Below are 26,176 nucleotides of genomic sequence, written 5' to 3'. Positions count from 1 at the left end.
CCAGTCCTCCTCGAATCTCGGGCTGTCGACTTGCACAACCCAGCCGGATGAGCCCGTTGGCGCGGGTCGCCGGCGTTAATTCACAACGTTTCGCAACGAACGCCGAACCCCTGCTGTTACTGTTTTTGCCCATCCGTCCCACCGGCAACAGCAGGAGTTTCATGGCATGGCGACCCAGCCCCTTGATCGCTCGTCCGATCCCAAAACCCTTCCCCGCACGCCATCCAAGTCGGGCACCGCTTTTCATGTGCTGCTCAAAAACAGCGCCCACAAAAAAGTCGAGTCCCAGGACAAGACGCCATCGGGGCTCGATGCCAGCCAGCAACAGGGCTATACACTGGCCGCCAAGGACGCCACGCCACCGCCCGCCCTCGCCGACTACAAGGCCATCGGCCCGCCCGATGAAGTCGGCCCTGGGTTGATTCGTTATGAAACCCGGGACGGCCAGAAAGTCATCGTCAGCGAACAGGACAGCCCGGAGCTGTTCAAGCAAGTGAGTGCCGATTTCAAATCGCTCACGGGCGTGGTGGCCAGCCAGAACGCGGGTTATCAGAGCCTTGGCGCGGATGCAAAAGCGCCGGAAAAGCTCGCCGACTACAAATCCCTCGGGCCGCCCGACGAAACCGGCCCGGGCGTGATCCGCTATGAAACCCAGGACGGCACCAAAGTCGTGGTCAGCCAGCGTGACAACCCCGAAGCCTTCCAGAAAGCCAAGGATGACTATGCGAGCTTCACCGGCCTCTCCAGCAGCGAAGACGCCGGCTACAAACGCGCCAGCGACAACGAAGTGTGGCCGCCCTACGCCGGTACCACGGTCGGCCCCGAGGATGAAGTCGGCCCGGGCCTGATCCGCTTTGAGAGCAACGGCCAGAAGATGGTCGTGGCCCGTGACGACAACCCCAAGCTGTTCGACTACCTGGCGGGCCTGCACGAGGTCTACACCGACCCTGGCAAAAAGGCCGTGGTGGAAGGCGAGCTGAATAACGGGGCGGCCCTGGCCGACGCCAACACGCCGGTGCCGGGCCTGAATGACTACAAGACGTTCAGCTGGAACAACGACCAGAAAGACAGCATCCTCACCTACGAACTGCATGACGGCACCAAGGTGGTGGTGTCTTCCGACGTCAGCCCCGAGCTGTTCAAGAGCGTCGCCACCGCCCACGACACCTGGGACAAGATCCACACCAGCGAAAGCGAAGGCTATAAGTTGGCCGGGCCGAATGACTTCCTGAAAAACACCGACATCACGTTCGGTTCGCCCGACGAACTGGGCGATGGCCTGATCCGCTATGAAACCAGCGAAGGCAAGGTCATCGTCTCCAAGGAACTCAGCCCGCAGCTCTACGATGACGTCAAGGCCAAGTGGGACGCCTCCAGTGCCGGCGCGGTCGATGACACGCGCACCCAGCACAACCTGCCCAAGGCCGGTGACCTCGACGTGCTGAACATGGACACCGGCGTGCATGCCGATGAGAAAGACGACAAGTCGCCAACCTTGAGCGTCAGTGAGCTGGCCACCACCCAGTTGATCGACACCTACCGCGCCGGCGTCAAGGATGGCTCGATTCCCAAAGACGACCCGCGTGCCAAGCTGGTGCGCGCGCTGGAAGCCCAGGCCGCCTACCAGAATGGCCACGGCATTACCGGCTACGAAGAAGCCAAGCGCCCGTTCAACACCACCTGGCGCGAGTTCGATGACAAGCAGACCGAGCTGACCTCGGCCGATATGCACGACATCATCGACGGCAAGGCAGTGCAGGAGCAGATCGGCGAGCTGTTCAAAGACCCGACCGTGCAGGCCGACTACAAGTCGAAAATGGACGACGCGATCAACAAGCTGCCGAACAAGGACGAGATCAAGCAAAAGCTCCTGGACCTGACGTCCAGCCCGGATTACGTGCTGTACCTCAAGGACCTGCAAGACCAGGGCAAGACCTCTGAGGCGCAGAAAGATCTGAGCGACACCCTCACCTCGCTGTCGTTGTTCGACCCGGAAGCGGCCAGCAAGGCGGCGCAGAACATTCAGGCCGACGGCTTGACCACCGACCTCAACGCGATCCTTTCGGACCCGAGCAAGATCTCCGACGAGAACAAGGAACTGGCCACCAAGGACCTGTTCGGCCTGCTCAAAGGCGTATTGAAAGGCACCCTGCTCGACCTGCCACGGCGCACCCAGGAAACCCTGGAGAAGTTTCTCAACGAAGGCCTGCAGGGCAAGGAAAAATCCGCTGGCGTGACCAAGGCCCTGGAGGAGTTGGGCGAGGTCTACAAGAACAATGGTTCGATCAGCGAGGCCGACCTGAAAACCGCGTTGAGCAAACCCTATATCCCGGTCGCCGACCGCGGCATGCTCGGCGAGGTGTTTCATACCCTCAACAGCAAGGGCATCCTGGGTTCTCTCGGCGCCGGCGTGACCCTGTTTTCGGCGATTTACCAATTGGTCGGCAAAGGCGGCAAGCTCGGTGAAACGCCTGCGCAGCGCATGTCCATCGCCAAGGACTTCTTGAGTTTTGCCGGCGGTTCCAGCCACTTCGTGCGCCTGGGCGACAAGATCGGCGAGACCCTGGGCAAAGGCGGCCTGGTGGACTTCCTTGGCCTGGACAAGACGCTGCCGGAAATCTGGGGCAAGACCGGTCTGCAGGAGCCGAACTTCGAATTCCGCGTCAACGACCTGCCCTCCGATGTAAAAGCCAAGATCACCAGCGCACTCGATGCCGTGCCCGACAGCCAGTACGACGGCATTTCGAAGATGTTTGGCGAAGGCGACAAAGCCGTCACCGAGGCCACCGAAGGCCTGGCGACTCACCTGGATGACGGCCTCGCCGCTGCAGGTGCGGCCAAGCTCGGCGCGTCCAAGTCAGCGAAAATTGCCGGCTCGGTCATCAAGGTGCTCGGCCCGGCCACGGACATCGCCGGCGGGTTCGCCGATATCGTGTTGGGCGCACTGGCGATCAAAAGTGGCGTGGACAGCAAAGACCCGCTGGCCCAGGCGGCTGGCGGCCTGCAGGTGGCGGGCGGTGCGTTCGGTGCGTCGGCCGGGGTACTCGGCGCGGCGGCGCTGTTTGGCGCAGGCACCGCGGCGGCCTTGACCGGGCCATTGTTCCTGGTGGGTGTGGTGCTGGCGGTGGTGGGCGGGATCATCGGCTACTTTGTCGACCACAACAAAAAGCAGAAAGCCACCGAGAAAGAAAACGACTGGTACCGCGACCTGGCCGGCGACGGCTTATTGCAGGACAACTGGGCCGACAAGGTCGAGTACGCCCACTACGAAATCCACCATTACCACGGCCGCGACACGCCGACCGATGACAGCATCTTTCGCTTCCAGCAATCGGAATGGGAGCACTTCGACCAGACGCCGCAAAAAGGCGGGTCGTCGAGCAATCGGCTGGATGGGGACTTGCACAAGCACTACGAAGACCCCAACACGCCACCCAAGAGCCTGCCCAGCGATGCGCCCCCGGACAAACCGCAACCGCATCAACCAGGCGGCGGCGGCCCGCGCATCAACTGAGGTTCACTGGGCTGGCCTCTATCCATGTGGGAATGGGCTTGCTTGAGAAGGCGGTGTATCAGTGACAGATAAGCTGAATGCCCCACCGCATTCGCGAGCAAGCCCGCTCCCACATTGGCAGCTGAGTACATCAGCCAGAGGGTGTACTGAGTCAAATGTGGGAGCTGGCTTGCCTGCGAAGGGATCGACTGGGTATGCCTGATGCACCGAGGTGCCCGCATCGCAGGCAAGCCAGCTCCCACAGAAAAGCAGATCTGCACGTGGTCTGACAGGCTCCGACAACCACTAAGGCTGCAGCAATGGATAGGCACCCGGCCTCCCGAGTGACCTACCCAAGCAACCCAGCCCCCACATTAGATCTGAGTACATCAGGGTAATGGGTGTACTGGGTCAAATGTGGGAGCTGGCTTGCCTGCGAAGGGATCGACTAGGTATGCCTGATGCACCGAGGTGCCCGCATCGCAGGCAAGCCAGCTTCCACAGAAAAGCAGATCTGCACTTAATCTGCTTTTGCTTCAACCACGGGTTTACAGCTTGGCAATGGAAACTTCGGTCGACTTCACAAAGGCAATCACTTCGCTGCCCACTTTCAATTCCAGGTCACGCACCGAGCGCGTGGTGATCACTGACGTCACGATGCCGGATGCGGTTTGCACGTCGATCTCGGACACCACCTCCCCCAGCAGAATCTCCTTGATCACGCCCTTGAACTGGTTGCGCACGTTGATCGCTTTAATGGTCATGTCGGCTTTCCTTTTGGCTGTTGGGTAAATCCGCACGAATGCGCAGGCCCTCAAAATGCGCCATCCAATCGAACATTAAAAGGAATATATAACTCTTTATTTATTCGATACGGATATATAAGAAGTGTTCGCCTGGCAACAGTTGGATCAACAAACTGCCCGCTGCCATCACAGCCACAGCGGCGTAAACCCGAGCAAATGCGCCGTAGAAGCAGATAGCACAGAGACTGCATATTCCGATAAAGCATGATGGAACATGCCATTCTGGAACCCACGTTTGCCGGGCTGCGCTCGATCCCGAGCCTGCCGTGGATGTTCCTGGTGGCGGCCGAGTTGATCGCGGCCACCAAGGGTTAAAGCGTCAAACCAGCGTGCGGCTCAAGGTCACCCAATACCGCGTCCGCGCTCGCACCTCAAACCCCAACGTCTGGGACAGCAGCGTGAGAATGCGGTCGGTGTCGTCCAGCCGGAAGCTGCCGGTGACGCGTAGCATTTCCAGGCTCGGGTCCCAGCGCAACACGCCTGGGCGATAACGCGACAGTTCGCGCAGAAAATCCCCCAGCGGCTGGTTCTGTGCGGTCAACACGCCGTCGCGCCAGCCCAGTTGCAGCGCATCGAACGCTACCCAGGCGCCAAGCCCTTTGGCCTGCAACGGCGCCTGCTGCCCGCTGCTCAATGCCGCCACGTGCCCCTGTACGTCGCGCACCTGCACCACGCCCTTGAGCACCGAGACCAAACAACCGGACGCCAATTGGCGCACACACACCTCGGCCTGGCTGACGTGAACCTCGCCGTAGCGGGTGTTCACGGTCATCGACGCCGCGCCCGGCACATTCACGGCCAGCTCACCGTCTACCAACGTGATGCGCCGCTGCTGGAGATCAACATCCACCGCCGTGGCCGTGTTGAGTTGCACGCTGCTGCCATCGGCCAACGGCAGGCGCCGGCGCTCGCCGGTGGCGGTGTGCACGTCGGCCCGCCATGCCTCGATGGGCAACTGCCGGCTGACCAGCCAGGCGGTCGGCACCAGCGCCGCCACACCCAGCGCACGCTTGAGAATGGCCCGCCGCGACGGTTGCGGGCGGTCGAGGCTGGCCATTGCCAATGCCGGCGGCACGTCGCTGAAACGCTGGCGCAGGGCCTGGGCTTTCTGCCAGGTCTGTTCGTGCTGGGGGTGGCTGTCGCGCCACTGCTGCAACGCAGCGTGATCACGTTCGGTGGCCGCGCCGGATTCCAGCAAGGCCAGCCACTGCGCGGCGGCGCGCGCGACCTCGCGGCTCACAGCTCGGCCAGCAAACAATGTTCGTAAGCGTGCGCCATGTAGCGCTTCACCGTGCGCTCAGAAACGTCGAGCCGCTCGGCAATCTCGCGATAACCCAGGCCTTCAAGTTGGCTCCACAAAAATGCGCGGCGCACCAGCACGGGCAGACCGTCGAGCAACTCATCCAGCGCCTGTAGGGTCTCGAGCAGCAACCAGCGTTGCTCCGGTGACGGCACACAGGTGTGCGCAAGGCTTGCCAAGGCCGTCAAGTAAGCCTGCTCAAGGCTGCGCCGCTGATGAAAGTTGACCAGCAAACGCTTGCCGACCGTCACCAGGTACGCGCGCGGCTCCTGCATCTGCGCAATCGGCTGGGCGCTGGCGAGCACGCGCAGGAACGTATCCTGGCTCAGGTCCGCCGCATCCCAGGCATTGCCCAGGCGCCGCCGCAGCCAGCTTTCGAGCCAGCTGCGGTGGTCACGGTACAAACTCGACAAGGTGGGTTCGGCGGCGTGGGTCGGGACAACAGCATCATTCATGGCAAGCGACCTGCGCGGCGCGAGTGAGTCTCAAATGAGATTCATTCTATTTAATATCGTGCCGGTGCACCATGCCCTTTTCAACATTGCGTTTATACAGACGTTTCTACGTCGAACACTTGCCCGCGCCCGATCACACTGGCAGGGGCTAACACGGCACCCGGCGCCAGCACCGCATTGGCGCCAATCCGGCACTGATCGCCGAGCAACGCGCCGAACTTGTCGCAACCGGTGCGCTGTAACTGCCCGTCAATGCGCACCAGCACCTCCTTGTCCACCCGCTCATTGCGGTAGTTGGCGACGATGCTGCCCGCCTCCAGGTTGATCCCGTGGCCAAGCACCGAATCACCGACAAAATTGAAATGCGCCAGCTTGCTGCCCTTGAATACCAATGAGGTTTTCAGTTCGGCGCCGGGCCCGATGATGCACTGCGCCTCCAGCCAGCAGCCACCGCGCAGCAGCGAACCGCTGGCGATAAAACACTCGGCGCCGATGATCAATGGGCCCTTGAGCAAGGCGCCGGGTTCGACCGTCGCGGTGCGGTGCACGGCGATTTCATCGTGGATGACGTAATCGTCAAGCGCCAGTTCGGTGAGCAATTGGCGCACGATGGCGGGCGCCTGGGCGACCAACACCCAGGGTGCCAGGTCGGCCCACGGCGCCAGCGGTGATTGGGCAAGGTTGGCGATGTAGTCGGTGAGTCTGATCAACGTCGAACCCTCGAGCATTCAGAGAAGCTCGAAACGCTAGCATGAACACAGCAAACTTTACTATTTGTCTTGATATGGATATTTTATCCAGACACGCACACAAGGTCCGTCGCATGCAATTGCCTACCTATCAAGACGTCATCGCCGCCGCCCAGCGCCTGGAGGGCTTCGCGCACACCACGCCGGTGCTCACCTCGCGCACCCTCAACGCCGAATCCGGCGCCGAAGTGTTCATCAAATGTGAGCACCTGCAACGCACCGGCTCGTTCAAGTTTCGCGGCGCGTTCAACGCCCTCTCGCAGTTTGATGCGCAGCAGCGCAGGGCCGGCGTGGTGGCGTTTTCTTCGGGTAACCACGCCCAAGGCATCGCGCTGGCGGCGCGTTTGCTGGGCATGCCGGCGACGATTGTGATGCCCACCGACGCGCCGGCCGCCAAGGTTGCCGCGACCCGTGAATATGGCGCGAGCGTGGTGCTGTATGACCGTTTCACCGAGGACCGCGAGCACATCGGCCGTACCCTGGCCATCGAGCAAGGGATGACGCTGATCCCGCCTTACGATCACCCGCACATCCTCGCCGGCCAAGGCACGGCCGCCAAGGAACTGCTGGAATTCACCGGCCCTTTGGACGCGCTCTTCGTCGGCCTGGGCGGCGGTGGCATGCTCTCAGGCACAGCACTTTCGACCCGTGCACTGGCGCCGGATTGCCAACTGTTCGGCGTCGAACCGGAGGCCGGCAATGACGGCCAGCGCTCCTTGCGTGCCGGCAGCATTGTGCACATCGACACGCCGGCGACCATTGCCGACGGTGCGCAAACCCAACACTTGGGCAACTACACCTTCCCGATCATCCGTGATCAGGTGAACGACATCTTCACCGTCTCCGACGCGCAGTTGGTGGAGGCCATGCGCTTTTTCATGCAGCGCGTGAAGATGGTAGTGGAACCCACCGGCTGCCTGGGCCTGGCTGCGTTGCGCCAACTGGGCGAGCGGTTCAAGGGCCAGCGCGTGGGGCTTATCGTCACCGGCGGCAACGTCGATATCCAGCGCTACGCCGCCCTGCTCAGCGAGGCGCCATGAACATCATTCACACCGCGACTGCCGCGCCGCCAGCAGGGCATTATTCGCAGGCCGTCCGCCATGGCGACACACTGTATATCTCCGGGCAATTGCCAGTCAGCGCGCAGGGTCGCCACAACCTTGAGGCGTCGTTTGCCGAACAGGCGCAGGTGGCGCTGGACAATGTGTTGGCGATCTTGAAAGCCGCTGGCGGTTCGCCCCAGGACTTGGTCAAGGTCACGGTGTACGTGGCCGGGGTTAACCACTGGCCGGAATTTGACCGAATTTACGCCGCCGCGCTGGGCGAGCACCGCCCTGCCCGCGCAGTGGTGCCGGTGCCCGAGTTGCATCACGGGTATCTGGTAGAGATTGAAGCGCTGGCGCGTTACTTGGCGTAGGTGTAGACCGCCGCGCGCGACACGCCCAGGTGCGAGGCGACAGTTTCCATGGCCCGGCGAACGTCCATGCAGCCGGAGTCTTTGAGCTCCTGCAGAAGCAGCCGCCGATCCGCCGCCTTGAGTGCCCGCGGCGTGGTCGCCAGGCGTGCGGCGAACTGGTCGATTCGCGCACGAATCACATCGGCGCCGGATGGGTCGAGGGACTCATTGGGCTGGTCGCCACTGACTGAACCAAACTGCTCCAGCATGCTCTGCAAGCCCCGGAACAACGAGAGATCGACGTTCATGCACAAAGCCGCGACGTACTTGCCGCTGGTGTCCTTGATGCCGATCGACGTGCTTTTGACCTGGCGCCCATCGGCGAACTGGTTCTGGTAGTTGGCGAGGACCTGCGGGTAGTCCGGGTCGGCAATGCGCGCCAGGCCCAGTTCGGTGGCCGGGTCACCGGGTTGGCGCCCGGAGAGGTTGTTGTGGATCGCCAGGATCGCGTGCTGCGGGTCGCGCAAGTCGTGCAGCACCACTTCACAGAACGGGCTGAAGGTTTTGCTCAAGCCTTCGGCGATCTGTTCGAGCTGGCTGATCAGCGTGGTTTGTTCGTGAGAGGTCTTTTTCATGCAAGACAACATATCCAGTCCTGGACAGGGCGTCAATTTGGCCGCTGTCCCTCATTGTGGCGTTTCAACCATGGAAGGGTTGCTTCCAGGTAGGCCTTGGCATGGCCCGCGTGTTGGATGTGCTGCAAGGCTTCACATAGCAAACGCGCACCAATGCCCTGCCCGGCCGCATCACCGCGCACGAACAATTTGCTGATTTGATGGCCGTCAATCTCGACGAAACCTTGCAGGCTATCGGTATACGCCAGCCACAGGCTGCCCGCGACAATGGCCGCGCGGTACGTCTCAGGCAAGCGACCATCGAGCCACATTGCAATCTGCTCAGGGCCGTAATCGGTGTTGCACAGGTTTTCGACCGAGTTTTGATGCACGGCGAAGATGCTTTCGGCGTCTTCCAGGGTGGCTGCGCGGATCAGAATTTTTTTCATTCCCTTGAGTTTGCGTGTGTGGCCAGTGAACCCAGGCTTTATAGCTGAATGGGCGCCGGCAGCGACCGATGACCGCACATCTTGTGCGTTGACCTGCTTTGTTACACACCATATAGTGTGCCCACAAACAAAACAGACCACTACATAGTGTGCAGTATCGGTAATTACCGACCACACTATGCGCAGCATTTCAATGCCAGGTAGCCTGCAAACCGCATTTTTTTGGACGGGTTAACACGCCGTCAGAACAGATCAGGAAGGAGTATTTCAATGCTGAGTTGGGATGAAGTCGACAACGAAGACACCGGTGCAGCGGTGATCAAGGGCGCCAACGCCGGGCATGCCAGCGAAGCCAACATGGACCGCCTCGACGGTGCCGGCGCTGCCGCCGCCATCGAAGCCCGCGCCGTCACCGCCAGTGACTCCGCCGCCATCGTGCGCGCCAAGGCTGCCCTGGACAAACTCGACGTCGCCGAAGGCCTCGCTGAGCTTGAAGGCTCCGCCGCCCGCGTCGCCGTCGACGAAAAGCGCATGATCAACTGCCGCGCCGACCTCAACCAACTCGTGCCCTTCAAGTACGACTGGGCCTGGCAAAAGTACCTCGACGGCTGCGCCAACCACTGGATGCCGCAAGAGGTCAACATGACCGCCGACATCGCCCTGTGGAAAAACCCCGAAGGCCTGACGGACGACGAACGCCGCATCGTCATGCGCAACCTCGGCTTCTTCTCCACCGCCGACTCCCTGGTTGCCAACAACCTGGTGCTGGCCGTGTACCGCCTGATCACCAACCCGGAGTGCCGCCAGTACATCCTGCGCCAGGCCTTCGAAGAAGCGATCCACACCCACGCGTATCAGTACTGCATCGAATCGCTGGCCATGGATGAGGGCGAGATCTTCAACATGTACCACGAGATTCCTTCGGTCGCCAAAAAGGCCGCCTGGGGCCTGAAGTACACCCGCTCGATCTCCGATCCGAAGTTCGAAACCGGCACCGTCGAGACCGACAAAGAACTTCTGCGCAACCTGGTCGCCTACTACTGCGTGCTGGAAGGCATCTTCTTCTACTGCGGCTTCACCCAGATCCTGTCGATGGGCCGTCGCAACAAAATGACCGGCGTTGCCGAACAGTTCCAGTACATCCTGCGGGATGAGTCGATGCACCTGAACTTCGGTATCGATGTGATCAACCAGATCAAAATCGAAAACCCGCACTTGTGGGATGCCGAGATGAAGGAAGAAGCGACCCAGATGATCCTGCAGGGGACTCAACTGGAGATTGAATATGCGCGGGATACCATGCCTCGCGGTGTTCTCGGCATGAATGCGGCGATGATGGAGGATTATCTGAAGTTCATCGCGAATCGTCGTTTGTCGCAGATTGGGTTGAAGGAAGAGTATCCAGGGACGACGAATCCGTTCCCTTGGATGAGCGAGATTATGGACTTGAAGAAAGAGAAGAACTTCTTCGAGACCCGCGTGATCGAGTACCAGACCGGCGGCGCGCTGAGCTGGGACTGATCAACAACACAGATCTAAACGTGTGGGAGCGGGCTTGCTCGCGAATACAGTGTGTCAGTCGATGCATCCGGTGACTGACTCACCGCATTCGCGGGCAAGCCCGCTCCCACATTGGGTCTGCGGTGCTTTATAGACTTTGCAAATTGCCCTTTATGCCCAATCAAACCATCAAAACGCCTTGCGTCGGCCTGTGCTCCACCGTTTACGGGGACCTGGTCTGCCGGGGCTGCAAGCGCTATCACCATGAAGTGATTCAGTGGAATGGCTACAGCGCCGACGAGAAGCAGGCAGTGTGGCAGCGCCTGGAACAGTTGCTGGTGCAGGTGATGGCCAGCAAGCTGGAAGTGCTTGACCCGCAGCGCCTGCGCCAGCAGTTGGAAGACCGCAAAATTCGGTTTGTGCCCCACCAATCGCCGTATTGCTGGGCGTACCAGTTGATTGCGCGGGGCGCGCGGGTGATTTCCAGACTGGATGCGTATGGCCTGGCGTTGTTGCCGGAATTTCGTGAGCGCAACCTTGCGGATTTGCGTGATGCGATTGATCGGGAATTTTTCCTGTTGTCCGAGGCGCACTACGAGCGCTACATCGCGCCGGGGTTTCTGAAGGAGGCGTTTGGGCCAGCCCTGATTGCCACGTTCTAACACCACCGCTCCCACATTTTGATTTTCGCCAGTCAGCAAACCCAGGACGCTTCGCGCTCCGTCTGCAAGCCATAGCGCTCAATCGCCTGCTGACACACCTCCCGCGCCACACTCCCCTGCTCCGCCAACGCCGTCAGCGCCGCCAGCACCAGGTGATGGCGATCTACTTCGAAGAAATCCCGCAACGCCGCCCGTGTATCACTGCGGCCAAAACCGTCGGTGCCGAGCACGGTGTAGCTGCAATTGAGGTAAGAAGCGATCATCTGCGGTACCGCCCGCACATAGTCGGACACCGCAATTACCGGCGCGCCGTTGGGCAAGCAGTCATTTACATGGCTGACGCGCTTGGCGTCCTGAGGATGCAAGCGATTCCACCGCTCCACTTCCCGCGCATCCCGCGCCAGCTCACTGTAACTGGTGACGCTGAACACCTCGCTCGCCACCTGCCAATCCTCGGCCAGTAACTGCGCGGCAGCCTGGGCCTCGCGCAGCAGCGCTCCCGAACCCAGCAAGCGCACTTGGGCATCTGGCGCACCTTGCAAGCGGTACATGCCTTTGATAATTGCTGACTCCACGCCCTGCGGCAGGCTCGGTTGCGGGTAGTTTTCGTTCATCAGCGTTACGTAGTAGAACTCGTCCACATCGTGCTCGAGCATCTGGCGCATGCCGTGGTCGAGGATCACCGCAAACTCGCCGGCAAACGCCGGGTCGTAGGCGCGGCAATTAGGCACGCTGGCGGCACTGAGGTGGCTGCTGCCGTCCTGGTGCTGCAACCCTTCGCCGCCAAGGGTGGTGCGCCCGGCCGTGGCGCCAAGCAGGAAGCCGCGGGCGCGCTGGTCGGCGGCAGCCCAAATCAGGTCGCCGACGCGCTGGAAGCCGAACATCGAGTAATAGATGTAGAACGGCAACATGCGCAGGCCGTGCACCGAGTAACTGGTGGCCGCTGCCACCCACGAGCTGATGGCACTGGCCTCGCTGATGCCCTCCTCGAGGATCTGCCCGTCGGTGGCCTCGCGGTAGCTGAGGATCGAGCCGATGTCTTCGGGCTCGTAGCGCTGGCCGACGCTGGAATAGATGCCGATCTGCTTGAACAGGTTGGCCATGCCGAAGGTGCGCGCCTCATCCGCCACGATCGGTACGATGCGCGGGCCGAGGGCCTTGTCCTTGAGCAAGTTGGTGAGCATGCGCACGAAGGCCATGGTGGTGGACATTTCCTTGCCGTCAGCCGCCGTGGCGAAACCGGCGTAACCCGTTACTGGCGGCACCGCCACCGGCGCTGCGACCTGGCTGCGGCTCGGTACGTAACCGCCCAGCGCCTGGCGGCGTTGATGCAGGTAACGCAATTCGAGGCTGTCGTCGGCCGGCTTGAAGAAGCTCAGCGATTCGGTCTGCTCGTCGGTCAGCGGCAACTGGAAGCGATTACGGAAGGCAATCAGCGCTTGCCGATCCAGCTTCTTCTGCTGGTGCGTGGTCATCCTGCCCTGCCCGGCTTCGCCCATGCCGAAACCCTTTTTGGTCTGCGCCAGGATCACCGTCGGCTGGCCCTTGACCCGGCGCGCGGCGTGGTAGGCAGCGTGGATCTTGACCATGTCGTGGCCGCCACGCTTGAGGCGGTCGATCTGTTCGTCGCTCATGCCCTCGACCAACTTGGCCAGTGACTCGCTCTGCCCGAAAAAGTGCTCACGGTTGTAGGCGCCGTCTTTGGAGGCGAAGGTCTGGAATTGCCCGTCGACGGTCTGCGACAGCGTGCTCACCAGCAAGCCGTCGCTGTCCTTGGCGAGCAAGGCGTCCCAGTCTGAACCCCAGACCAGCTTGATCACATTCCAGCCGGCCCCGGCAAATAACGCCTCCAGTTCGTCGATGATGCGCCCATTGCCGCGCACCGGGCCGTCAAGGCGTTGCAGGTTGCAGTTGACCACCCAGGTCAGGTTGTCCAGCCCTTCGCGGGCGGCCAGGGTCAGGGCCGACATGCTTTCCGGCTCGTCCATTTCGCCGTCGCCGAACACACCCCAGACGTGACGGTCGGTGGTGTCGAGCAGCCCACGATGCTGCAGGTAGCGCATGAAACGCGCCTGAAAAATCGAGCTGATCGGGCCGATCCCCATGGAACCGGTGGGGAACTGCCAGAAGTCCGGCATCAACCACGGGTGCGGGTAGCTGGAGAGACCCCGTGCGCCCGCTTGTTGCACGCCGATCTCCTGGCGGTAGTGTGCGAGGTCGTCTTCGCTCAAGCGGCCTTCCAGATAGGCGCGCGCATAAATGCCCGGCGCGGAATGCGGCTGGTAGAACACCAGGTCGCCGCCAAAGTCTGGGTTGCGGGCGCGGAAAAAGTGGTTGAAGCCCACTTCGAACAAATCGGCGGCACTGGCGTAGCTGGCGATATGGCCACCCAGTTCGCCGTACGCCTGGTTGGCGCGCACCACCATGGCCAGCGCGTTCCAGCGCACCAGCGAGGCCAGGCGCTCTTCCGTGGCGAGGTCACCGGGAAACGCCGGCTGCTGCGCAACGCTGATGCTGTTGATGTACGGCGTGCCGTGGCGGGGTTTCCAGTCGATGTGCGGGGCGCTGCCTTCGCGGGCCAGCAGGTCGAGGATCTGCCGCGCTCGTTCGGGACCGGCGTTGGTCACCAGCGAGGCCAGTGCGTCCCGCCACTCGTCCAGCTCTACTTGATCCAACGCCGTGTAATTGACTGCACTGACGAAACCATTCATGCGCACCTCCGGGCTTTTTTTCCAGTTTATGCTGTTGCTAAAGGATTTTTTGCCTGTTATCAGGCGCAGGCTCGAGTATTTTGAGCATAAATCACTGCCAATCTGCTTTTTTCCAGCACGTTGTGCTCAAGCCACACGTAACACTGCAACTGTGTTTAAAATGCCGCCCGCTCAATGACCGACGCTGACCGATGACCCCAGACGCACTCGCCACCCTGCACGCCCACCTGCTCACCGCCCTGGCCAGCCCGCCCGCCGAGACCCGGCGACTGTTCCACGGCCGTGGCCGCTGCTGGCCGGGCCTGGAACAACTGACGGTGGACTGGTTGCAAGGGGTGATTCTGGTGTCGCTGTTCAAAGCGCCGGAAACCGAACAGCTGGACGCGCTGAAACAGATGCTCAAAGAACAGCTCAGCGCCTATACCGTCGCCCTGCAACACCGCTACCTGCCGCAAAGCACTACCGAATGGCTGGTGGGCGACGCTGTTGATGAGCTGACCATTACCGAAGACGGCCTGCGTTACTTGATCGATCTGGGAAAAAAACAGAACAGCGGGCTGTTCCTCGACATGCGTTATGGCCGTCACTGGGTGCGTGAGCAGGCCAAGGGCCAGCGCGTACTCAATTTGTTCGCGTATACCTGCGGGTTTTCGGTCGCGGCCATCGAAGGCGGCGCCGACCATGTGGTCAACCTCGACATGGCCCGTGGCGCCCTCAGCCGTGGCCGCGACAACCATCGCCTGAACGGTCACGACCTGAGCAACGTTACGTTTCTGGGCCATGACCTGTTCAAGTCCTGGGCCAAGGTCACCCACAGCGGGCCTTATGACTTGGTCATCATCGATCCGCCGTCCTTCCAGAAAGGCAGTTTCCTGCTGACCAAGGACTACCAGCGCGTGCTGCGCCGGCTGCCGGATTTGCTCACGCCACAGGGCAGCGTACTGGCGTGCATGAACGACCCGGCGTTTGGCGAAGACTTCCTGATCGACGGCGTCACCCGCGAAGCACCGGGCCTGCGCTTTGTGGAGCGGCTGCAAAACCCGCCTGAATTTCCGGATATCGACCCCCAAAGTGGCTTGAAGGCGCTGGTGTTCCGTCAGGGTTGATGCTGAAACGTCCTGCGCTTGCTACGCTAAGTGGTACACCGGGGTGGTGAACCTTATCCCCCCCTTCCCGGTCGATACCTGCATTCCCCGGCCAGACTCGACGGCGTTACGTTGTCGGCTGCCCTGTTTGACCTTTTGGAGAACCGCCCGTGATATCGACCCTGCATGTAGCCAGACTCAAAGCCTGGGGCGCCCACGGCTTTACCGCCACTGGCGTGGTGCTGGCCTTTTTGGCCACGCTTGCGCTGCTGGAAAACTCACCCAAGGCTTGCCTGCTCTGGCTGGGCCTGGCACTGGTAGTCGATGGCGTTGACGGCTCCCTGGCCCGACGAGTGAATGTCAGCACGGTGTTGCCAAGCTTTGACGGCTCGGTGCTGGACCTGGTGATTGATTACCTGACGTATGTGTTTATTCCGGCGCTGTTCATCTACCGCTATATCGACCTGCCAGACTTCACTCACCTGTTTACGGTGTCGGTGATTCTGGTGTCGTCGCTGTTCTGCTTTTGCAATGTGAACATGAAGAGCAAGGACAACTACTTCGTCGGCTTCCCCGCCGCCTGGAACGTGGTTGCCCTGTGCGTGTACATCATTCAGCCGGACGCCTGGGTCACCTTGCTGACGGTGATTGGCCTGGCGCTGCTGACCGTGACGCCGATGAAGTTTTTGCACCCGTTCCGGGTCAAGCGCTTTATGCCGATCAACATTGCCGTCACCACAATCTGGTTGTTGTGTAGCTTTTTGATGGTGGTGGACTACCCGAATACCAACCCATGGACGTTCGGGTTGTGGTCGCTGATGTCGGCGTATTTCCTCGGCATTTGTGTGTGGCGCACAGCGCTGGAGTGGCTGGGAACCCATAAATAGCAAGGCGGGCACGCTTTAAAGGTGGGAGCTGACTTGCCTGCGATGGCGCCGGGTCAGTTACAGCAGTTGGGCCTGCCCCACCGCTATCGCAGGCAAGCCCGCTCCCACATTTGGATCTGTGTACATCCGGCAGGTAAGATGGCGACCTTTGGCGCAGCCCCTTTGCTGCGCCCTGCCAAGAATAAGCCCTGCCCATGCCCTTCGAACTCAGCGTAGACCTCACCACCCTCGCCATCCTGGCTATCGTGGCCTTTATCGCCGGCTTCATCGATGCCATCGCCGGCGGCGGCGGGCTGCTCACCACGCCAGCCCTGCTGACCGCCGGCATGCCGCCCCACCTGGTGCTGGGCACCAATAAACTCAGTTCCACCTTCGGCTCGGCCACGGCCAGCTTTACCTTCTACCGGCGCAAACTCTTCCACCCGCGCCAATGGGTGCATGCCATCGTCGGCACGCTGATCGGCGCCCTCGCCGGTGCGGTGGTCGCGCACTACCTGCCCGCCGAAACCCTGAACAAAATGCTCCCGGTGATCGTATTCGGCTGCGGTGTGTACCTGCTGTTTGGCGGCACGCCCAAGGCGCCGCTGGATGCCGACGCGCCGATCAAGAAAAAATGGCAATCCACTCAGGGCTTCGGCCTGGGCTTCTACGACGGCGTGGCCGGCCCCGGCACCGGCGCGTTCTGGACGGTCAGCACGATGCTGCTGCACCCCATCGACCTGGTGAAGGCCAGCGGCGTAGCGCGCAGCATGAACTTCGTCAGCAACGCGGCGGCGCTGTCGGTGTTCATCTTCAACGGCTCGGTGGACTGGATCGTCGGTCTGGCGATGGGCTTCTCGGTAATGTGCGGCGCGTTCTTTGGCGCACGCAGCGCGATCAGCGGCGGCGCCAAATTCATTCGCCCGGTGTTTATCACCGTGGTCCTCGGCCTGACCGTGCGCCTAGCCTGGCAACACTGGTTCAGCGTGGCCTAAACGACGGGCCAGGTAGAGGTCGATCAGGTAACGCGCAATCGACCGTGACGCCGGCAATGGCGGCAGGTCGTGGATGTTGAACCATTGCGCGTCCTCGATCTCGTCGGCTTGGGGCACGATGTCGCCACCGGCATATTCGGCATGGAAGCCGAGCATCATCGAATGCGGGAACGGCCAGCATTGGCTGCCCATGTACTGGATATTCTTGACCTCCACCTGCACTTCCTCGCGCACCTCGCGGATCAGGCAGTCTTCGGCCGACTCACCCGGCTCGGCAAACCCGGCCAACGTGCTGTAGACGCCCGTGACAAAACGCGGCGAACGCGCCAGCAGGATCTCGTCGCCCCGGGTCACCAACACGATCATGCTCGGCGAAATGCGCGGGTAGCTGCGCAGGTCGCAGGCCGGGCAATGCATCGCACGCTCACGCGGCACCTGGACCATGGCCTGGCCGCAGCTGCCGCAAAACCGGTGCTCGCGCGCCCAGGTGCCGATCTGCGCCGCGTAGCCGAGCACTTTGTACAGCGTGTGGTCGCCCTGCAGCATGAACGCGCGCAAACCCTGCCAGCTGCAGCCCGGCACGTCACTTGCCGAGTTCAGTTCCAGCAGGTACACCGGCTCACCGTCGAGGTGGCCGATGCCGTGTTCGGCGAACACCGACAGGTCCTGGCGCTTGAGCCATTCGCGCGCAAACAGCGGGCCATTGGTGTCATGCAAAAAGCCTTCACGGCTGCGGGCAACGGCCCAGCCACCGGGGGCGTCGTTGTCCAGCAGCGTTGTGGTAATCCAGCCTGGGGTCATGTCAGTCAATCCACGAATTCGGGTTTCTGCTTACTCATATGGGCCGCGATGGCCACGCGCAGGTCGTTGGATTGCAACATAGCCGAGTTCCAGGTGGCAACGTATTCCAGACCATCATTGACCGTATGGTCACGCATGTAGCTGATCATCGCCTTGGTGCCGGTCACGGCAATCGGCGACTTGGCGGCGATTTGCTGGGCAATGTCCATCACGCCGGCCAACAGGCTTGCATGGTCCGCATACACACGATTGACCAGGCCGATGCTGCGCGCTTCCTCAGCCCCGAACTGGCGGCCGGTGTAAGCCAGTTCACGCAGCATGCCGTCGCCGACAATGCGCGGCAGGCGCTGCAGGGTGCCCACGTCGGCGGCCATGCCGATGTCGATTTCCTTGATCGAGAACTGCGCGTCTTCAGCGGCGTAGCGCATGTCGCAGGCACTGATCAAGTCGATGGCGCCGCCGATGCAGTAGCCGTGGATCGCCGCCAGCACCGGTTTGCGGCAATTGTCGACGGCGTTGAACGAGGCTTGCAGCTCAAGGATCTTGCGGCGCAACAAGCGCGCGTTGCGGCCCACGTCCTTGCCGAATTCGTTGGCCACCGAGGCCAGCAGCATCAGGTCGATGCCGGAAGAAAAATGCTTGCCGGCGCCGCTGAGCACCACGGCGCGCACGGCGTCGGTGTCTTCGACCCACTGGAAGATGTCGATGATCTCGGTCCAGAACGCCGCGTTCATCGCGTTGATCTTTTCCGGGCGGTTGATCTGCACATGGGCAACGTTGCCGGTGAGTTCGACGACGAAAGCTTGGTATTCGGACATGGCAGTGATCCCTGACTGGCGAGTGATAAGGGCCGAACTATAACAAGGGAGCGCGGCGGCGCATCGGCCAAAAACGGGACTGGCAAACGTAATGAAATGTTGTGGGGCCGCGGTTCATGGCCTGCCGATACATTTCACCCAGGGACGCGACTTTATCGGCTATACAATCTGGGCCATTTCCTGGAGCCATCTATGCCGACCACGTTTCGCTCATCGTTGATTCTGGCCCTGGTGGTCGTGCTGACTGGCATTGGCGCCGGGCTTGGCGGGATGCTCCTGGCGTTGCTGCTGCACGCCATTCAGCACCTGGCGTACGGCTACAGCCTCGACAGCCTGATCAGCCATGAAACCTTTCTTTTGGGCGTGACCGCAGCCGCACCGCAGCGTCGGTTACTGGTCTTGGTCATGTGCGGCCTGGTTGCGGGTGTGGGCTGGTGGACGATTTATCGCTACGGCCGCCCGCTGGTGAGCATCAAGCAGGCGGTTGGCGAAAAGATGCCGATCATGCCGCCCAAGACCACCCTCGCCCACGCCATCCTGCAAATTGTCACCGTGGCCCTCGGCTCGCCGCTGGGGCGTGAAGTGGCACCGCGTGAAGTCGGTGCGCTGGCGGCCACATGGTTAGCGCAACGGGCGCGACTGGAACCGTCGATGCATCGGCTGATCGTCGCCTGCGGCGCGGGTGCAGGCCTGGCGGCGGTGTACAACGTGCCGTTGGGCGGCGCGGTGTTTGTGCTGGAAGTGCTGGTCGGCGCATTCAGCTGGCCAGCGGCGGTGATTGCGTTGGCAACGTCGGCGATTGGGGCTTCGGTGGCGTGGATCGGCCTTGGCGCAGAGTCGCAATACGTGGTGCCGCATTTTCTGCTGAGCCCGACGTTGATCGCCTGGGCCGTGGCGTGTGGCCCGGTGTTTGGCGTGGCGGCCTATGGTTTCAGCCGCTTTACCGGTGCCGCCAGGGCAAACGCCGCGCGCGGCTGGCGTTTGCCGGTGCTGGCGTTGCTCAACTTCACCCTCATCGGTGCGCTGGCCATGCTGCTGCCGCAGATCCTCGGCAACGGCAAGGGTCCGGCGCAACTGGGTTTCGACAATGAACTGACAATCGGCCTGGCCGCCATCCTGCTGCTGGTCAAAGTGCTGATCACGGCCAGCAGCCTGCGCGCCGGGGCCGAAGGTGGGCTGCTGACCCCGGCCCTGGCCAATGGCGCGCTGCTGGCAGTCATCCTTGGCGGCGCCTGGAGCCTGGCGTGGCCCGGCGTGCCACTGGGCGCGTTTGCGATCATCGGCGCAGCGGCGTTCCTGGCGGCGAGCATGAGCATGCCGCTGACGGCAATTGTGCTGGTGGCGGAATTTACCCGGATCGACCATGACTTTCTGGTGCCGATCATCCTGGCGGTGGTCGGCTCGCTGTGCGTGAGCAAACTGCTTGCGCGCTGGGAAAACGCTGGAAAAAAGCCCGCCTAAGCGCCATCCTTCGCGCTTTAAGCCGCCCCAAAGCGGCGCTCGACGCTCAAAGGAATTGCCATGCACGCCCAACCCCTCGCCCCCGCCGATTTCGAATTTATCGAAGAAACCCTGCTCAAGTACGGCGACGATCACTCGGTGCTGAACCTGGCTGAACTCGACGGCTACTTCACTGCGCTGGTCTCAAGCCCGGAGCAAGTGGACGTCGCTGAGTGGTTCCCGGCGATCTGGGGTGGGCAGAACCCGGACTGGGAAAGTGTGGAAGAGGCCCAACGTTTTCTCGAACTGTGCGTGCGCCATATGAATACCCTGGCCGCGCAGTTGGCAACCGACGCGCAAGGCTTCAAGGCTCGATTTGATGACACGGAGCATCAGGGCCATGTCGTCACGCTGGCGGAGGAATGGTGCTTTGGCTATATCCGTGGCGCCGCGATCGGCAACTGGCCCGAATTGCCCGCCGAACTGGCCGGGCAACTGGAGAAAATTTCCTGGTGCGCCGAGCAGGACAACTTCGAATTACCGGCGGACCTGGATGTAAACGCCCATCAACAGCGGGTCAGCGCAATCGAACCGGCTGCGCGGGCGCTACATGATTACTGGTTGAGCAAACGCTGAGCCGGGCTTATTTGAAATCCAGGTCAAACGCCTGATAGAAGGCGTTGCCGGTGTTGGCCACGATCCACATCAATACCACCACGTGGCGACCCTTTTTGCCCTTGGGCAAGGTCACCTGGTGCTCGACCTTGGCTTTCATCTCATCGGCATGCTGGTAATACGGCACCTGGGTGTAGAAGTCTTCAAAGAATGGCTTTGCCTCAAGCTGGGCGCGGCTGATGCGCTGCTTGGGGTCCCAGCCATCCTTGGTGATGAGCCAGCGATAACCCCGGGTGACGTGGGCAGCGGTGTATTCCCACTGCACCTTGAACACCTGGCCGGCCTCGACATTGAGCAATGGCCAAGTGAACGGGGTGTTGAGCTTTTTGCTCATTTCCTCGTCGGTAAAGTTGATGCAATCGCGCTCGTCGGTTTTGCCGCCGCTCAGGATGTGCCCGTCGGCCGGCGGCGTGACGCTTTGATCATCGGTTTGATATGGCGCAGGGAAAGGCCCGGCGGTGAGTGCCGGGAAGTTCTTGCCGCCTTCCATTTCGTTGACTTGCCAGTTGCCCAGCAGCCCACGTTCCACGGCCACCGAGCCTCGGCTGGCGGGGGTCACGACACGGCCGTGTCTGAGTTGCGTCTGAGGTTTGTTCATTTCATTCACTCCTTGATTGAAAGCGCCCCGTCATGGGGCGTGCCTCGAACTTACCGCGGTGGGTTTTATTGTCCAGTCGATGCTTCTTTCGGAACATTCGTACAGCGACGCCGTTTCGCGGAGTAAAGGCTGTTGTCCTGCACCGCGAGGGTTGCTTGTCCTACCCAGCTAAGGGCAGCAAGGCTACACGCCCTGTCCGCAAGTGGATCACGCCGTAATACGCGCCGTACAACGATCCCTGCTCGACAAGCGTGGCGTGTTTGACTGATTATTCGGGTCCGCCCGTCGGCCACTCCACACCACCTTGCCTTGATCAGGAGCCTTGTACCTTGAGTTCGCAGAAAACCGTGACCGTTACACCGCCCAATTTCCCCCTGAACGGCAAGGTCGCTCCTCCCGGCTCCAAATCCATTACCAACCGCGCCCTGTTGCTGGCGGCGCTGGCCAAGGGCACCAGCCGTTTGAGCGGTGCGCTGAAAAGCGATGACACCCGCCACATGTCGGTGGCCCTGCGCCAGATGGGCGTGACCATCGATGAGCCGGATGACACCACCTTCGTGGTCACCGGCTCCGGCAAACTGCAATTGCCCGCGCAGCCGTTGTTCCTCGGCAATGCCGGCACCGCGATGCGTTTTCTCACGGCAGCCGTGGCAACGGTCGAAGGCACCGTGGTATTGGACGGCGACGATTACATGCAAAAACGCCCGATCGGCCCGCTGCTGGCCACCCTTGGCCAGAACGGCATCCGCGTCGACAGCCCCACGGGTTGCCCGCCGGTGACCGTGCACGGCGTGGGCAAGGTCCAGGCCAAACGCTTTGAAATCGACGGCGGTTTGTCCAGCCAGTATGTGTCGGCCTTGCTCATGCTCGCCGCCTGCGGCGAAGCGCCGATTGAAGTGGCACTGACCGGCAAGGACATCGGCGCCCGTGGCTACGTGGACCTGACCCTGGATTGCATGCGTGCCTTTGGCGCACAGGTCGAAGTGGTCGACGACACCACCTGGCGCGTCGCCCCCACCGGCTACACCGCCCATGACTACCTGATCGAACCCGATGCCTCCGCTGCAACGTACCTGTGGGCCGCTGAAGTGTTGACCGGCGGGCGCATCGACATCGGCGTGGCGGCGCAGGACTTCACCCAGCCGGACGCCAAGGCCCAGGCCGTGATCGCTCAGTTCCCGAACATGCAGGCCAACGTGGTCGGCTCGCAGATGCAGGACGCGATCCCAACCCTGGCAGTCTTGGCCGCCTTCAATAACACCCCGGTGCGCTTCACTGAACTGGCCAACCTGCGCGTGAAGGAATGTGACCGGGTGCAGGCGCTGCACGATGGCCTCAACGAAATTCGCCCCGGCCTGGCCACCATCGAGGGCGATGACCTGCTGGTCGCCAGCGACCCTGCACTGGCCGGCACCACGTGCAACGCGCTGATCGACACCCACGCCGACCATCGCATCGCCATGTGCTTTGCACTGGCCGGGTTGAAGGTCTCGGGGATCCGTATTCAAGACCCGGACTGCGTGGCCAAGACCTATCCTGAGTACTGGAAGGCCTTGGGCAGTCTTGGGGTCGCACTGAGCTACTGAAGCAGCGGCGTCGGAATGGGGAGGGAATGCACATGACGATTCGCCCGCCCTGCCCACCCGGCGCCTGCGTGTGCGAGCGTGAGCAACTGCTGCAAGCGCCCGACGCCGACCTGCGCATTCTTCACCTGACACGCCAGGAAGAAAAACGCCTGCTCGAGCGCCTCGAAGACCTCAAAAGCCTGCAAGACCTCGAACACATGCAACAGCGGATGTATGAGCAATTGGGCATCCGTGTGCATGTCGCACCGGGGCACACCGAGGTCAAAAGCATGCGCGGGATTCAGATCGTCATCGACGACCTGCCGGGCATGTGTCGCAAGACCCGGCAATCGATTCCCGCAGCGATTCGTTGCGGCATGGAAAAACGCCCGGAGATTGCCTACCGCTTGCTCGATGCTCACGACCTGTTTCGCGAAGGTTGAATCACCCGGCTACGGTTTCGTCCTCAAACAGGCCCAGCCCCACGACCTTCGCCGCCTGTAAATGCGCTTGCGCTCCCCCGCTCTCGGATTCCAGCAGCAACTCGGACGTCACCACCTGAGCACCGCAATAATCAAAAATCCCGTAGTCAATTTGCGTGCGCATCGCCTTGGCATAGCCGTGGCGATCAAATGCGCTTTCATCGGCTGCACCGACCGCCAGCAGGTGCACCTGCAAGTGCCGCAGTTTTTTCACCACTGGCGTATCGGGACCGTAGTCGATGGCCCAGCCGTTGACGAACACGCGGTCGACCCAGCCTTTGAGCAAGGCCGGCAGCGACCACCAGTAGATCGGGAACACCATGACCAGCGCGTCGGCGCGGTCGATGCGTGCTTGTTCAGCGAGGATGTCGGCCGGTGGCGTGGCACGGCTGCGGTGCACGCGGTGGTCGGCAGCGGTGTAGCGCGGGTCGAAACCTTCGGCGGCGAGGTCGGCGATCTCGAACGTGTGGCCGGCCTCGGTGAGCCCTGCCGCCACTTGCGCGGCGAGGCTGTGGGTGAGCGATTGCGGGTCGTGATGAGCAACAACGATCAGAGCATGCATGACATTGACTCCCTTTGCGTTTAGGCTGGGCTAAACTACTTTTAGTAAGTTACTCCATCAAGTTACTTTTGGTATATAAGCATGTCAAGCACTGAATCCCCTACCCCACGCCGGCGCCTTGCGCGCGAAGATCGCCTGCGCCAACTGCTCGATGTGGCCTGGCAACTGGTGCGCGAGGAAGGCACCGAAGCGCTGACCCTGGGCCGGCTCGCGGAACTGGCGGGCGTCACCAAGCCGGTGGTCTATGACCATTTCGTCACCCGCGCAGGCTTGCTCGCCGCGCTGTACGAAGATTTCGACGGGCGCCAGAACCAGCTGTTTGCCGAAGCCCTCGATAGCAGTGGCGCGACACTCGATGACCGCGCGCAGGTGATCGCCGCGTGCTATGTCGATTGTGTGTTGCTGCAGGGGCGGGAAATTCCGGGGGTCATTGCCGCGTTGAGCAGTTCGCCAGAACTGGAAACCCTCAAGCGCAAATACGAGGCGATCTTTCTCGACAAGTGCCGCGACGCCCTGGCGCCGTTTGCACCCGGCGCCACCGTGTCGCGAGCCGGCTTGCGGGCAATGCTCGGCGCGGCGGAGGCGCTGTCGCAGGCGGCAGCCAGCGGCGAGATCAGCCGCGATGAGGCGCAGCAGGAGCTGCTCGCGACGATCCTGGGCATGGTCAATCGCAGCCGCGGGTAAATCATTATTTACGCCGCAGGAATAAAGCGTCGTGACGGGTGTTTACCTGAGTACGGCTTGTGAATACAGCACAAGGCCGGTACCCAAATCCAAAAACACCCAGGAGCTCGTCATGCTGAAAAAACCCTTCCTCGCTGCTGCCGTCCTGATTGCCTGTGCGGCCTCCATGGCGTTCGCCGCCCCGGCCAAGGTGGCCGACAGCGCCAAGGGCAAAGTGCTGGTGGACAGCCAGGGGATGACCCTTTACACCTTCGCCAAAGACAGCGCCGGCAAATCGGCGTGCAACGGCCAGTGCCTGGCCAACTGGCCCGCGTTCACTGCCCAGGCCGCGGCGAAAGAAGCCGACGGCTACAGCGTGATCACCCGCGACGACGGCAGCAGGCAATGGGCCTACAAAGGCCAGGCGCTGTACACCTGGGTCAAGGACAGCAAGCCGGGCGACATCACCGGTGACGGCGTTGGCGGTAACTGGAACCTGGCCAAGCCATAAGGCTTGAGGCCAATACAGCGTACCGGTGGCAAGGGAAAGCGCCCTCGCCACCGGTTGGCCGTTTCACGCCAAGTGCTCATTCACATATAGCTGCACCTTGCGCGCCAGCTGATCGAGATGCCGGTCGCGTTGCTTCTCGGCATCCACCATCGCGCGTTTGCCGTGTTTTTGCAGCAGATAGGTATGAATCTGCCGCACCTCCAGCGAGCGATAGATCGCCGCCACGTCCAGCACGCCCAGCAGGCCGTCAGTGCCGTAATCGCGCGTGTTCATCAGCACCTGCGTGTCGCGCGCGCCGCGTACCTGAAAGCCCATGGCCGTGAACGCCGGGACCTTTTCCACGGCACACGCCAACTCGGCGTGGGGATAACGCGCCAGCACGTCCTGCATCATTGCGCGCGCCACACCCTGGCGGCGCCTACCCGCCTGCACCGCCATGAACGCGATACCGCAGGCTTGCGGGTCGTCTTTCACCGGCAGATAGAGGCAAAAGCCGACCAGCGTGTCCTCATCCATCGCCACCACCAGCTCAACGGCGATGCCCTTCGAGCCATCCAGCGCTTGCAGGTACAGGTGCACCTCAAAGCCGGTGGTGTACTGGTAAATGTTGTAGAGCAGGTTGCTGGGCGGCAGCGCGACGCTGCTGATGTCGGTGAGGTTATCCACCACCATCTGCAGGATCTGGCTGTTGATCGGCTCGGGGCACGGCGCGGTGTAGCGGGTAAGGCTGAACATGCAAATTCCTGGGGTTTCGCGTCAAGGCAGCGGCGATTGTACCTGCTGCGACCGGTTCATTGCCCGCACACCTCGCGCAAACAACCACGCAACCAGCGATGGGCCAGGTCGGCATCCAGCCGCGGGTGTCAGAGCATGGCCACGGTAAACGACGCAAGCGTCAGCGGCAGCGCAACGCTGTACAGCCCATCGCGCTGGTGGGCGGTGTAGCGTTCGGGCACGCTGGCGATCAGACGGCACCTTGG

26 protein-coding genes and 2 pseudogenes are annotated in these 26,176 nt (G+C 61.8%); 15 read left to right on the top strand and 13 right to left on the bottom strand.

Going from position 1 to position 26,176, the window contains the following annotated elements; all coding sequences use genetic code 11:
- The first annotated feature begins 166 nt into the window (after positions 1-166).
- Positions 167-3,514 carry a hypothetical protein gene (locus ACP7B3_RS00910; protein WP_426177280.1) on the top strand — a complete coding sequence of 1,116 codons (3,348 nt, stop codon included), beginning with the start codon at positions 167-169 and terminating at the stop codon, positions 3,512-3,514.
- Positions 3,515-4,041: 527 nt separating this feature from the next.
- Here the strand turns inward: ACP7B3_RS00910 and ACP7B3_RS00905 are convergent.
- Positions 4,042-4,257: a TOBE domain-containing protein gene (locus tag ACP7B3_RS00905; protein WP_003173733.1), complete on the bottom strand. Its 216-nt coding sequence runs from the start codon at positions 4,255-4,257 to the stop codon at positions 4,042-4,044.
- Between the two features lie 273 nt (positions 4,258-4,530).
- On the opposite strand from ACP7B3_RS00905, the pseudogene ACP7B3_RS00900 reads away from it, so the two are divergent.
- Positions 4,531-4,611 (top strand): annotated as a pseudogene (locus tag ACP7B3_RS00900) (hypothetical protein); the annotation flags it as partial.
- Between the two features lie 7 nt (positions 4,612-4,618).
- Here ACP7B3_RS00900 and ACP7B3_RS00895 read toward each other — a convergent pair.
- From ACP7B3_RS00895 to ACP7B3_RS00885, 3 genes are all read right to left on the bottom strand, one after another.
- Positions 4,619-5,539, bottom strand: coding sequence for a FecR domain-containing protein (locus ACP7B3_RS00895; RefSeq protein WP_426177278.1), 921 nt, complete (start codon positions 5,537-5,539; stop codon positions 4,619-4,621).
- Positions 5,536-6,054 (bottom strand): sigma-70 family RNA polymerase sigma factor, encoded by a 519-nt coding sequence (locus tag ACP7B3_RS00890; protein ID WP_404488086.1) that lies wholly within the window; start codon positions 6,052-6,054, stop codon positions 5,536-5,538. The genes ACP7B3_RS00895 and ACP7B3_RS00890 overlap by 4 nt, the downstream gene beginning before the upstream one ends.
- Positions 6,055-6,146: 92 nt before the next feature.
- Complete coding sequence (locus ACP7B3_RS00885) at positions 6,147-6,764, bottom strand: LpxA family transferase (protein WP_426178079.1); 618 nt, start codon at positions 6,762-6,764, stop codon at positions 6,147-6,149.
- A 113-nt stretch (positions 6,765-6,877) separates the two neighbouring features.
- Between ACP7B3_RS00885 and ACP7B3_RS00880 the strand changes: the two genes are divergently transcribed.
- Both ACP7B3_RS00880 and ACP7B3_RS00875 read left to right on the top strand, forming a co-directional pair.
- Positions 6,878-7,843: a threo-3-hydroxy-L-aspartate ammonia-lyase gene (locus tag ACP7B3_RS00880; protein WP_242197090.1), complete on the top strand. Its 966-nt coding sequence runs from the start codon at positions 6,878-6,880 to the stop codon at positions 7,841-7,843.
- A complete protein-coding gene (locus ACP7B3_RS00875) occupies positions 7,840-8,220 on the top strand; it encodes a RidA family protein (RefSeq protein WP_145165622.1) in 381 nt (126 codons plus the stop codon). Before ACP7B3_RS00880 ends, ACP7B3_RS00875 begins: the two co-directional genes overlap by 4 nt.
- Here ACP7B3_RS00875 and ACP7B3_RS00870 read toward each other — a convergent pair.
- Both ACP7B3_RS00870 and ACP7B3_RS00865 read right to left on the bottom strand, forming a co-directional pair.
- On the bottom strand, positions 8,208-8,834 hold the full coding sequence (locus ACP7B3_RS00870; protein WP_426177275.1) for a helix-turn-helix transcriptional regulator: 627 nt from the start codon (positions 8,832-8,834) through the stop codon (positions 8,208-8,210). The two genes, ACP7B3_RS00875 and ACP7B3_RS00870, sit on opposite strands and share 13 nt — an antisense overlap.
- Positions 8,835-8,866: 32 nt before the next feature.
- The gene (locus tag ACP7B3_RS00865; protein ID WP_426177273.1) at positions 8,867-9,262 is read right to left on the bottom strand and encodes a GNAT family N-acetyltransferase; all 396 of its coding nucleotides are present in this window, start codon (positions 9,260-9,262) and stop codon (positions 8,867-8,869) included.
- A gap of 270 nt (positions 9,263-9,532) precedes the next feature.
- Between ACP7B3_RS00865 and ACP7B3_RS00860 the strand changes: the two genes are divergently transcribed.
- Positions 9,533-10,783 carry a ribonucleotide-diphosphate reductase subunit beta gene (locus ACP7B3_RS00860; RefSeq protein ID WP_426177271.1) on the top strand — a complete coding sequence of 417 codons (1,251 nt, stop codon included), beginning with the start codon at positions 9,533-9,535 and terminating at the stop codon, positions 10,781-10,783.
- A 152-nt stretch (positions 10,784-10,935) separates the two neighbouring features.
- On the top strand, positions 10,936-11,424 hold the full coding sequence (locus ACP7B3_RS00855) for a DUF1289 domain-containing protein (protein ID WP_404488073.1): 489 nt from the start codon (positions 10,936-10,938) through the stop codon (positions 11,422-11,424).
- A 32-nt stretch (positions 11,425-11,456) separates the two neighbouring features.
- Here the strand turns inward: ACP7B3_RS00855 and mdeB are convergent, their stop codons facing one another.
- Complete coding sequence (mdeB, locus tag ACP7B3_RS00850) at positions 11,457-14,135, bottom strand: alpha-ketoglutarate dehydrogenase (RefSeq protein ID WP_426177269.1); 2,679 nt, start codon at positions 14,133-14,135, stop codon at positions 11,457-11,459.
- A 191-nt stretch (positions 14,136-14,326) separates the two neighbouring features.
- On the opposite strand from mdeB, the gene ACP7B3_RS00845 reads away from it, so the two are divergent.
- The 3 genes from ACP7B3_RS00845 (at position 14,327) to ACP7B3_RS00835 (ending at position 17,081) form a co-directional block, all read left to right on the top strand.
- Positions 14,327-15,241, top strand: coding sequence for a class I SAM-dependent methyltransferase (locus tag ACP7B3_RS00845; protein WP_426177267.1), 915 nt, complete (start codon positions 14,327-14,329; stop codon positions 15,239-15,241).
- 149 nt (positions 15,242-15,390) lie between these two features.
- On the top strand, positions 15,391-16,107 hold the full coding sequence (pcsA, locus tag ACP7B3_RS00840; protein WP_145165627.1) for a phosphatidylcholine synthase: 717 nt from the start codon (positions 15,391-15,393) through the stop codon (positions 16,105-16,107).
- A gap of 194 nt (positions 16,108-16,301) precedes the next feature.
- Positions 16,302-17,081, top strand: coding sequence for a TSUP family transporter (locus ACP7B3_RS00835; protein WP_119741946.1), 780 nt, complete (start codon positions 16,302-16,304; stop codon positions 17,079-17,081).
- Here the strand turns inward: ACP7B3_RS00835 and nudC are convergent.
- Together nudC and ACP7B3_RS00825 are read right to left on the bottom strand one after the other, a co-directional pair.
- Positions 17,049-17,882, bottom strand: a complete 834-nt coding sequence (gene nudC / locus ACP7B3_RS00830; RefSeq protein ID WP_145165628.1) for an NAD(+) diphosphatase — start codon at positions 17,880-17,882, stop codon at positions 17,049-17,051. The genes ACP7B3_RS00835 and nudC overlap by 33 nt on opposite strands.
- A gap of 5 nt (positions 17,883-17,887) precedes the next feature.
- Complete coding sequence (locus tag ACP7B3_RS00825; RefSeq protein WP_145165629.1) at positions 17,888-18,700, bottom strand: crotonase/enoyl-CoA hydratase family protein; 813 nt, start codon at positions 18,698-18,700, stop codon at positions 17,888-17,890.
- Positions 18,701-18,892: 192 nt separating this feature from the next.
- On the opposite strand from ACP7B3_RS00825, the gene ACP7B3_RS00820 reads away from it, so the two are divergent.
- Positions 18,893-20,161 (top strand): chloride channel protein, encoded by a 1,269-nt coding sequence (locus ACP7B3_RS00820; protein WP_426177263.1) that lies wholly within the window; start codon positions 18,893-18,895, stop codon positions 20,159-20,161.
- A gap of 60 nt (positions 20,162-20,221) precedes the next feature.
- A complete protein-coding gene (locus ACP7B3_RS00815) occupies positions 20,222-20,776 on the top strand; it encodes a UPF0149 family protein (RefSeq protein ID WP_426177261.1) in 555 nt (184 codons plus the stop codon).
- 7 nt (positions 20,777-20,783) lie between these two features.
- On the opposite strand, the gene ACP7B3_RS00810 is transcribed toward ACP7B3_RS00815, so the two are convergent.
- Positions 20,784-21,413, bottom strand: coding sequence for a lytic polysaccharide monooxygenase auxiliary activity family 9 protein (locus ACP7B3_RS00810; RefSeq protein ID WP_426177259.1), 630 nt, complete (start codon positions 21,411-21,413; stop codon positions 20,784-20,786).
- Positions 21,414-21,742: 329 nt separating this feature from the next.
- Between ACP7B3_RS00810 and ACP7B3_RS00805 the strand changes: the two genes are divergently transcribed.
- Entirely contained in the window at positions 21,743-22,999 is a 1,257-nt protein-coding gene (locus ACP7B3_RS00805) for a 3-phosphoshikimate 1-carboxyvinyltransferase (RefSeq protein ID WP_242197108.1), read from the top strand.
- 32 nt (positions 23,000-23,031) lie between these two features.
- The gene (locus tag ACP7B3_RS00800) at positions 23,032-23,421 is read left to right on the top strand and encodes a hypothetical protein (RefSeq protein ID WP_426177257.1); all 390 of its coding nucleotides are present in this window, start codon (positions 23,032-23,034) and stop codon (positions 23,419-23,421) included.
- Between the two features lies 1 nt (position 23,422).
- On the opposite strand, the gene ACP7B3_RS00795 is transcribed toward ACP7B3_RS00800, so the two are convergent.
- On the bottom strand, positions 23,423-24,022 hold the full coding sequence (locus ACP7B3_RS00795) for an NAD(P)H-dependent oxidoreductase (RefSeq protein ID WP_426177255.1): 600 nt from the start codon (positions 24,020-24,022) through the stop codon (positions 23,423-23,425).
- Positions 24,023-24,103: 81 nt separating this feature from the next.
- On the opposite strand from ACP7B3_RS00795, the gene ACP7B3_RS00790 reads away from it, so the two are divergent.
- Together ACP7B3_RS00790 and ACP7B3_RS00785 are read left to right on the top strand one after the other, a co-directional pair.
- Entirely contained in the window at positions 24,104-24,706 is a 603-nt protein-coding gene (locus ACP7B3_RS00790) for a TetR/AcrR family transcriptional regulator (protein WP_426177253.1), read from the top strand.
- A gap of 112 nt (positions 24,707-24,818) precedes the next feature.
- Complete coding sequence (locus ACP7B3_RS00785) at positions 24,819-25,196, top strand: COG4315 family predicted lipoprotein (protein WP_426177251.1); 378 nt, start codon at positions 24,819-24,821, stop codon at positions 25,194-25,196.
- A gap of 63 nt (positions 25,197-25,259) precedes the next feature.
- Here the strand turns inward: ACP7B3_RS00785 and ACP7B3_RS00780 are convergent, their stop codons facing one another.
- Both ACP7B3_RS00780 and ACP7B3_RS00775 read right to left on the bottom strand, forming a co-directional pair.
- Positions 25,260-25,931 carry a GNAT family N-acetyltransferase gene (locus tag ACP7B3_RS00780; protein WP_426177249.1) on the bottom strand — a complete coding sequence of 224 codons (672 nt, stop codon included), beginning with the start codon at positions 25,929-25,931 and terminating at the stop codon, positions 25,260-25,262.
- A 56-nt stretch (positions 25,932-25,987) separates the two neighbouring features.
- A pseudogene (locus ACP7B3_RS00775) lies at positions 25,988-26,164 on the bottom strand (LysR family transcriptional regulator); the annotation flags it as partial.
- Positions 26,165-26,176: the final 12 nt, after the last annotated feature.

This window comes from Pseudomonas sp. TWRC1-2 (genome assembly GCF_049896685.1).
Classification (GTDB): Bacteria; Pseudomonadota; Gammaproteobacteria; order Pseudomonadales; family Pseudomonadaceae; genus Aquipseudomonas.
The sequence above is the reverse complement of the archived record's forward strand: the minus strand, read 5'-3'. Positions and strand labels throughout refer to the sequence as shown.

What these genes read in the sequence shown, in the direction of transcription:
- ACP7B3_RS00910 (WP_426177280.1), top strand. Translation starts at nt 167, where the DNA reads ATGGCGACCCAGCCCCTTGATCGCTCGTCCGATCCCAAAACCCTTCCC.
- ACP7B3_RS00905 (WP_003173733.1), bottom strand. Translation starts at nt 4,257, where the DNA reads ATGACCATTAAAGCGATCAACGTGCGCAACCAGTTCAAGGGCGTGATC.
- ACP7B3_RS00890 (WP_404488086.1), bottom strand. Translation starts at nt 6,054, where the DNA reads ATGAATGATGCTGTTGTCCCGACCCACGCCGCCGAACCCACCTTGTCG.
- ACP7B3_RS00880 (WP_242197090.1), top strand. Translation starts at nt 6,878, where the DNA reads ATGCAATTGCCTACCTATCAAGACGTCATCGCCGCCGCCCAGCGCCTG.
- ACP7B3_RS00875 (WP_145165622.1), top strand. Translation starts at nt 7,840, where the DNA reads ATGAACATCATTCACACCGCGACTGCCGCGCCGCCAGCAGGGCATTAT.
- ACP7B3_RS00870 (WP_426177275.1), bottom strand. Translation starts at nt 8,834, where the DNA reads ATGAAAAAGACCTCTCACGAACAAACCACGCTGATCAGCCAGCTCGAA.
- ACP7B3_RS00865 (WP_426177273.1), bottom strand. Translation starts at nt 9,262, where the DNA reads ATGAAAAAAATTCTGATCCGCGCAGCCACCCTGGAAGACGCCGAAAGC.
- ACP7B3_RS00860 (WP_426177271.1), top strand. Translation starts at nt 9,533, where the DNA reads ATGCTGAGTTGGGATGAAGTCGACAACGAAGACACCGGTGCAGCGGTG.
- ACP7B3_RS00855 (WP_404488073.1), top strand. Translation starts at nt 10,936, where the DNA reads ATGCCCAATCAAACCATCAAAACGCCTTGCGTCGGCCTGTGCTCCACC.
- mdeB (WP_426177269.1), bottom strand. Translation starts at nt 14,135, where the DNA reads ATGAATGGTTTCGTCAGTGCAGTCAATTACACGGCGTTGGATCAAGTA.
- ACP7B3_RS00845 (WP_426177267.1), top strand. Translation starts at nt 14,327, where the DNA reads ATGACCCCAGACGCACTCGCCACCCTGCACGCCCACCTGCTCACCGCC.
- ACP7B3_RS00835 (WP_119741946.1), top strand. Translation starts at nt 16,302, where the DNA reads ATGCCCTTCGAACTCAGCGTAGACCTCACCACCCTCGCCATCCTGGCT.
- nudC (WP_145165628.1), bottom strand. Translation starts at nt 17,882, where the DNA reads ATGACCCCAGGCTGGATTACCACAACGCTGCTGGACAACGACGCCCCC.
- ACP7B3_RS00825 (WP_145165629.1), bottom strand. Translation starts at nt 18,700, where the DNA reads ATGTCCGAATACCAAGCTTTCGTCGTCGAACTCACCGGCAACGTTGCC.
- ACP7B3_RS00820 (WP_426177263.1), top strand. Translation starts at nt 18,893, where the DNA reads ATGCCGACCACGTTTCGCTCATCGTTGATTCTGGCCCTGGTGGTCGTG.
- ACP7B3_RS00815 (WP_426177261.1), top strand. Translation starts at nt 20,222, where the DNA reads ATGCACGCCCAACCCCTCGCCCCCGCCGATTTCGAATTTATCGAAGAA.
- ACP7B3_RS00810 (WP_426177259.1), bottom strand. Translation starts at nt 21,413, where the DNA reads ATGAACAAACCTCAGACGCAACTCAGACACGGCCGTGTCGTGACCCCC.
- ACP7B3_RS00800 (WP_426177257.1), top strand. Translation starts at nt 23,032, where the DNA reads ATGACGATTCGCCCGCCCTGCCCACCCGGCGCCTGCGTGTGCGAGCGT.
- ACP7B3_RS00795 (WP_426177255.1), bottom strand. Translation starts at nt 24,022, where the DNA reads ATGCATGCTCTGATCGTTGTTGCTCATCACGACCCGCAATCGCTCACC.
- ACP7B3_RS00790 (WP_426177253.1), top strand. Translation starts at nt 24,104, where the DNA reads ATGTCAAGCACTGAATCCCCTACCCCACGCCGGCGCCTTGCGCGCGAA.
- ACP7B3_RS00785 (WP_426177251.1), top strand. Translation starts at nt 24,819, where the DNA reads ATGCTGAAAAAACCCTTCCTCGCTGCTGCCGTCCTGATTGCCTGTGCG.
- ACP7B3_RS00780 (WP_426177249.1), bottom strand. Translation starts at nt 25,931, where the DNA reads ATGTTCAGCCTTACCCGCTACACCGCGCCGTGCCCCGAGCCGATCAAC.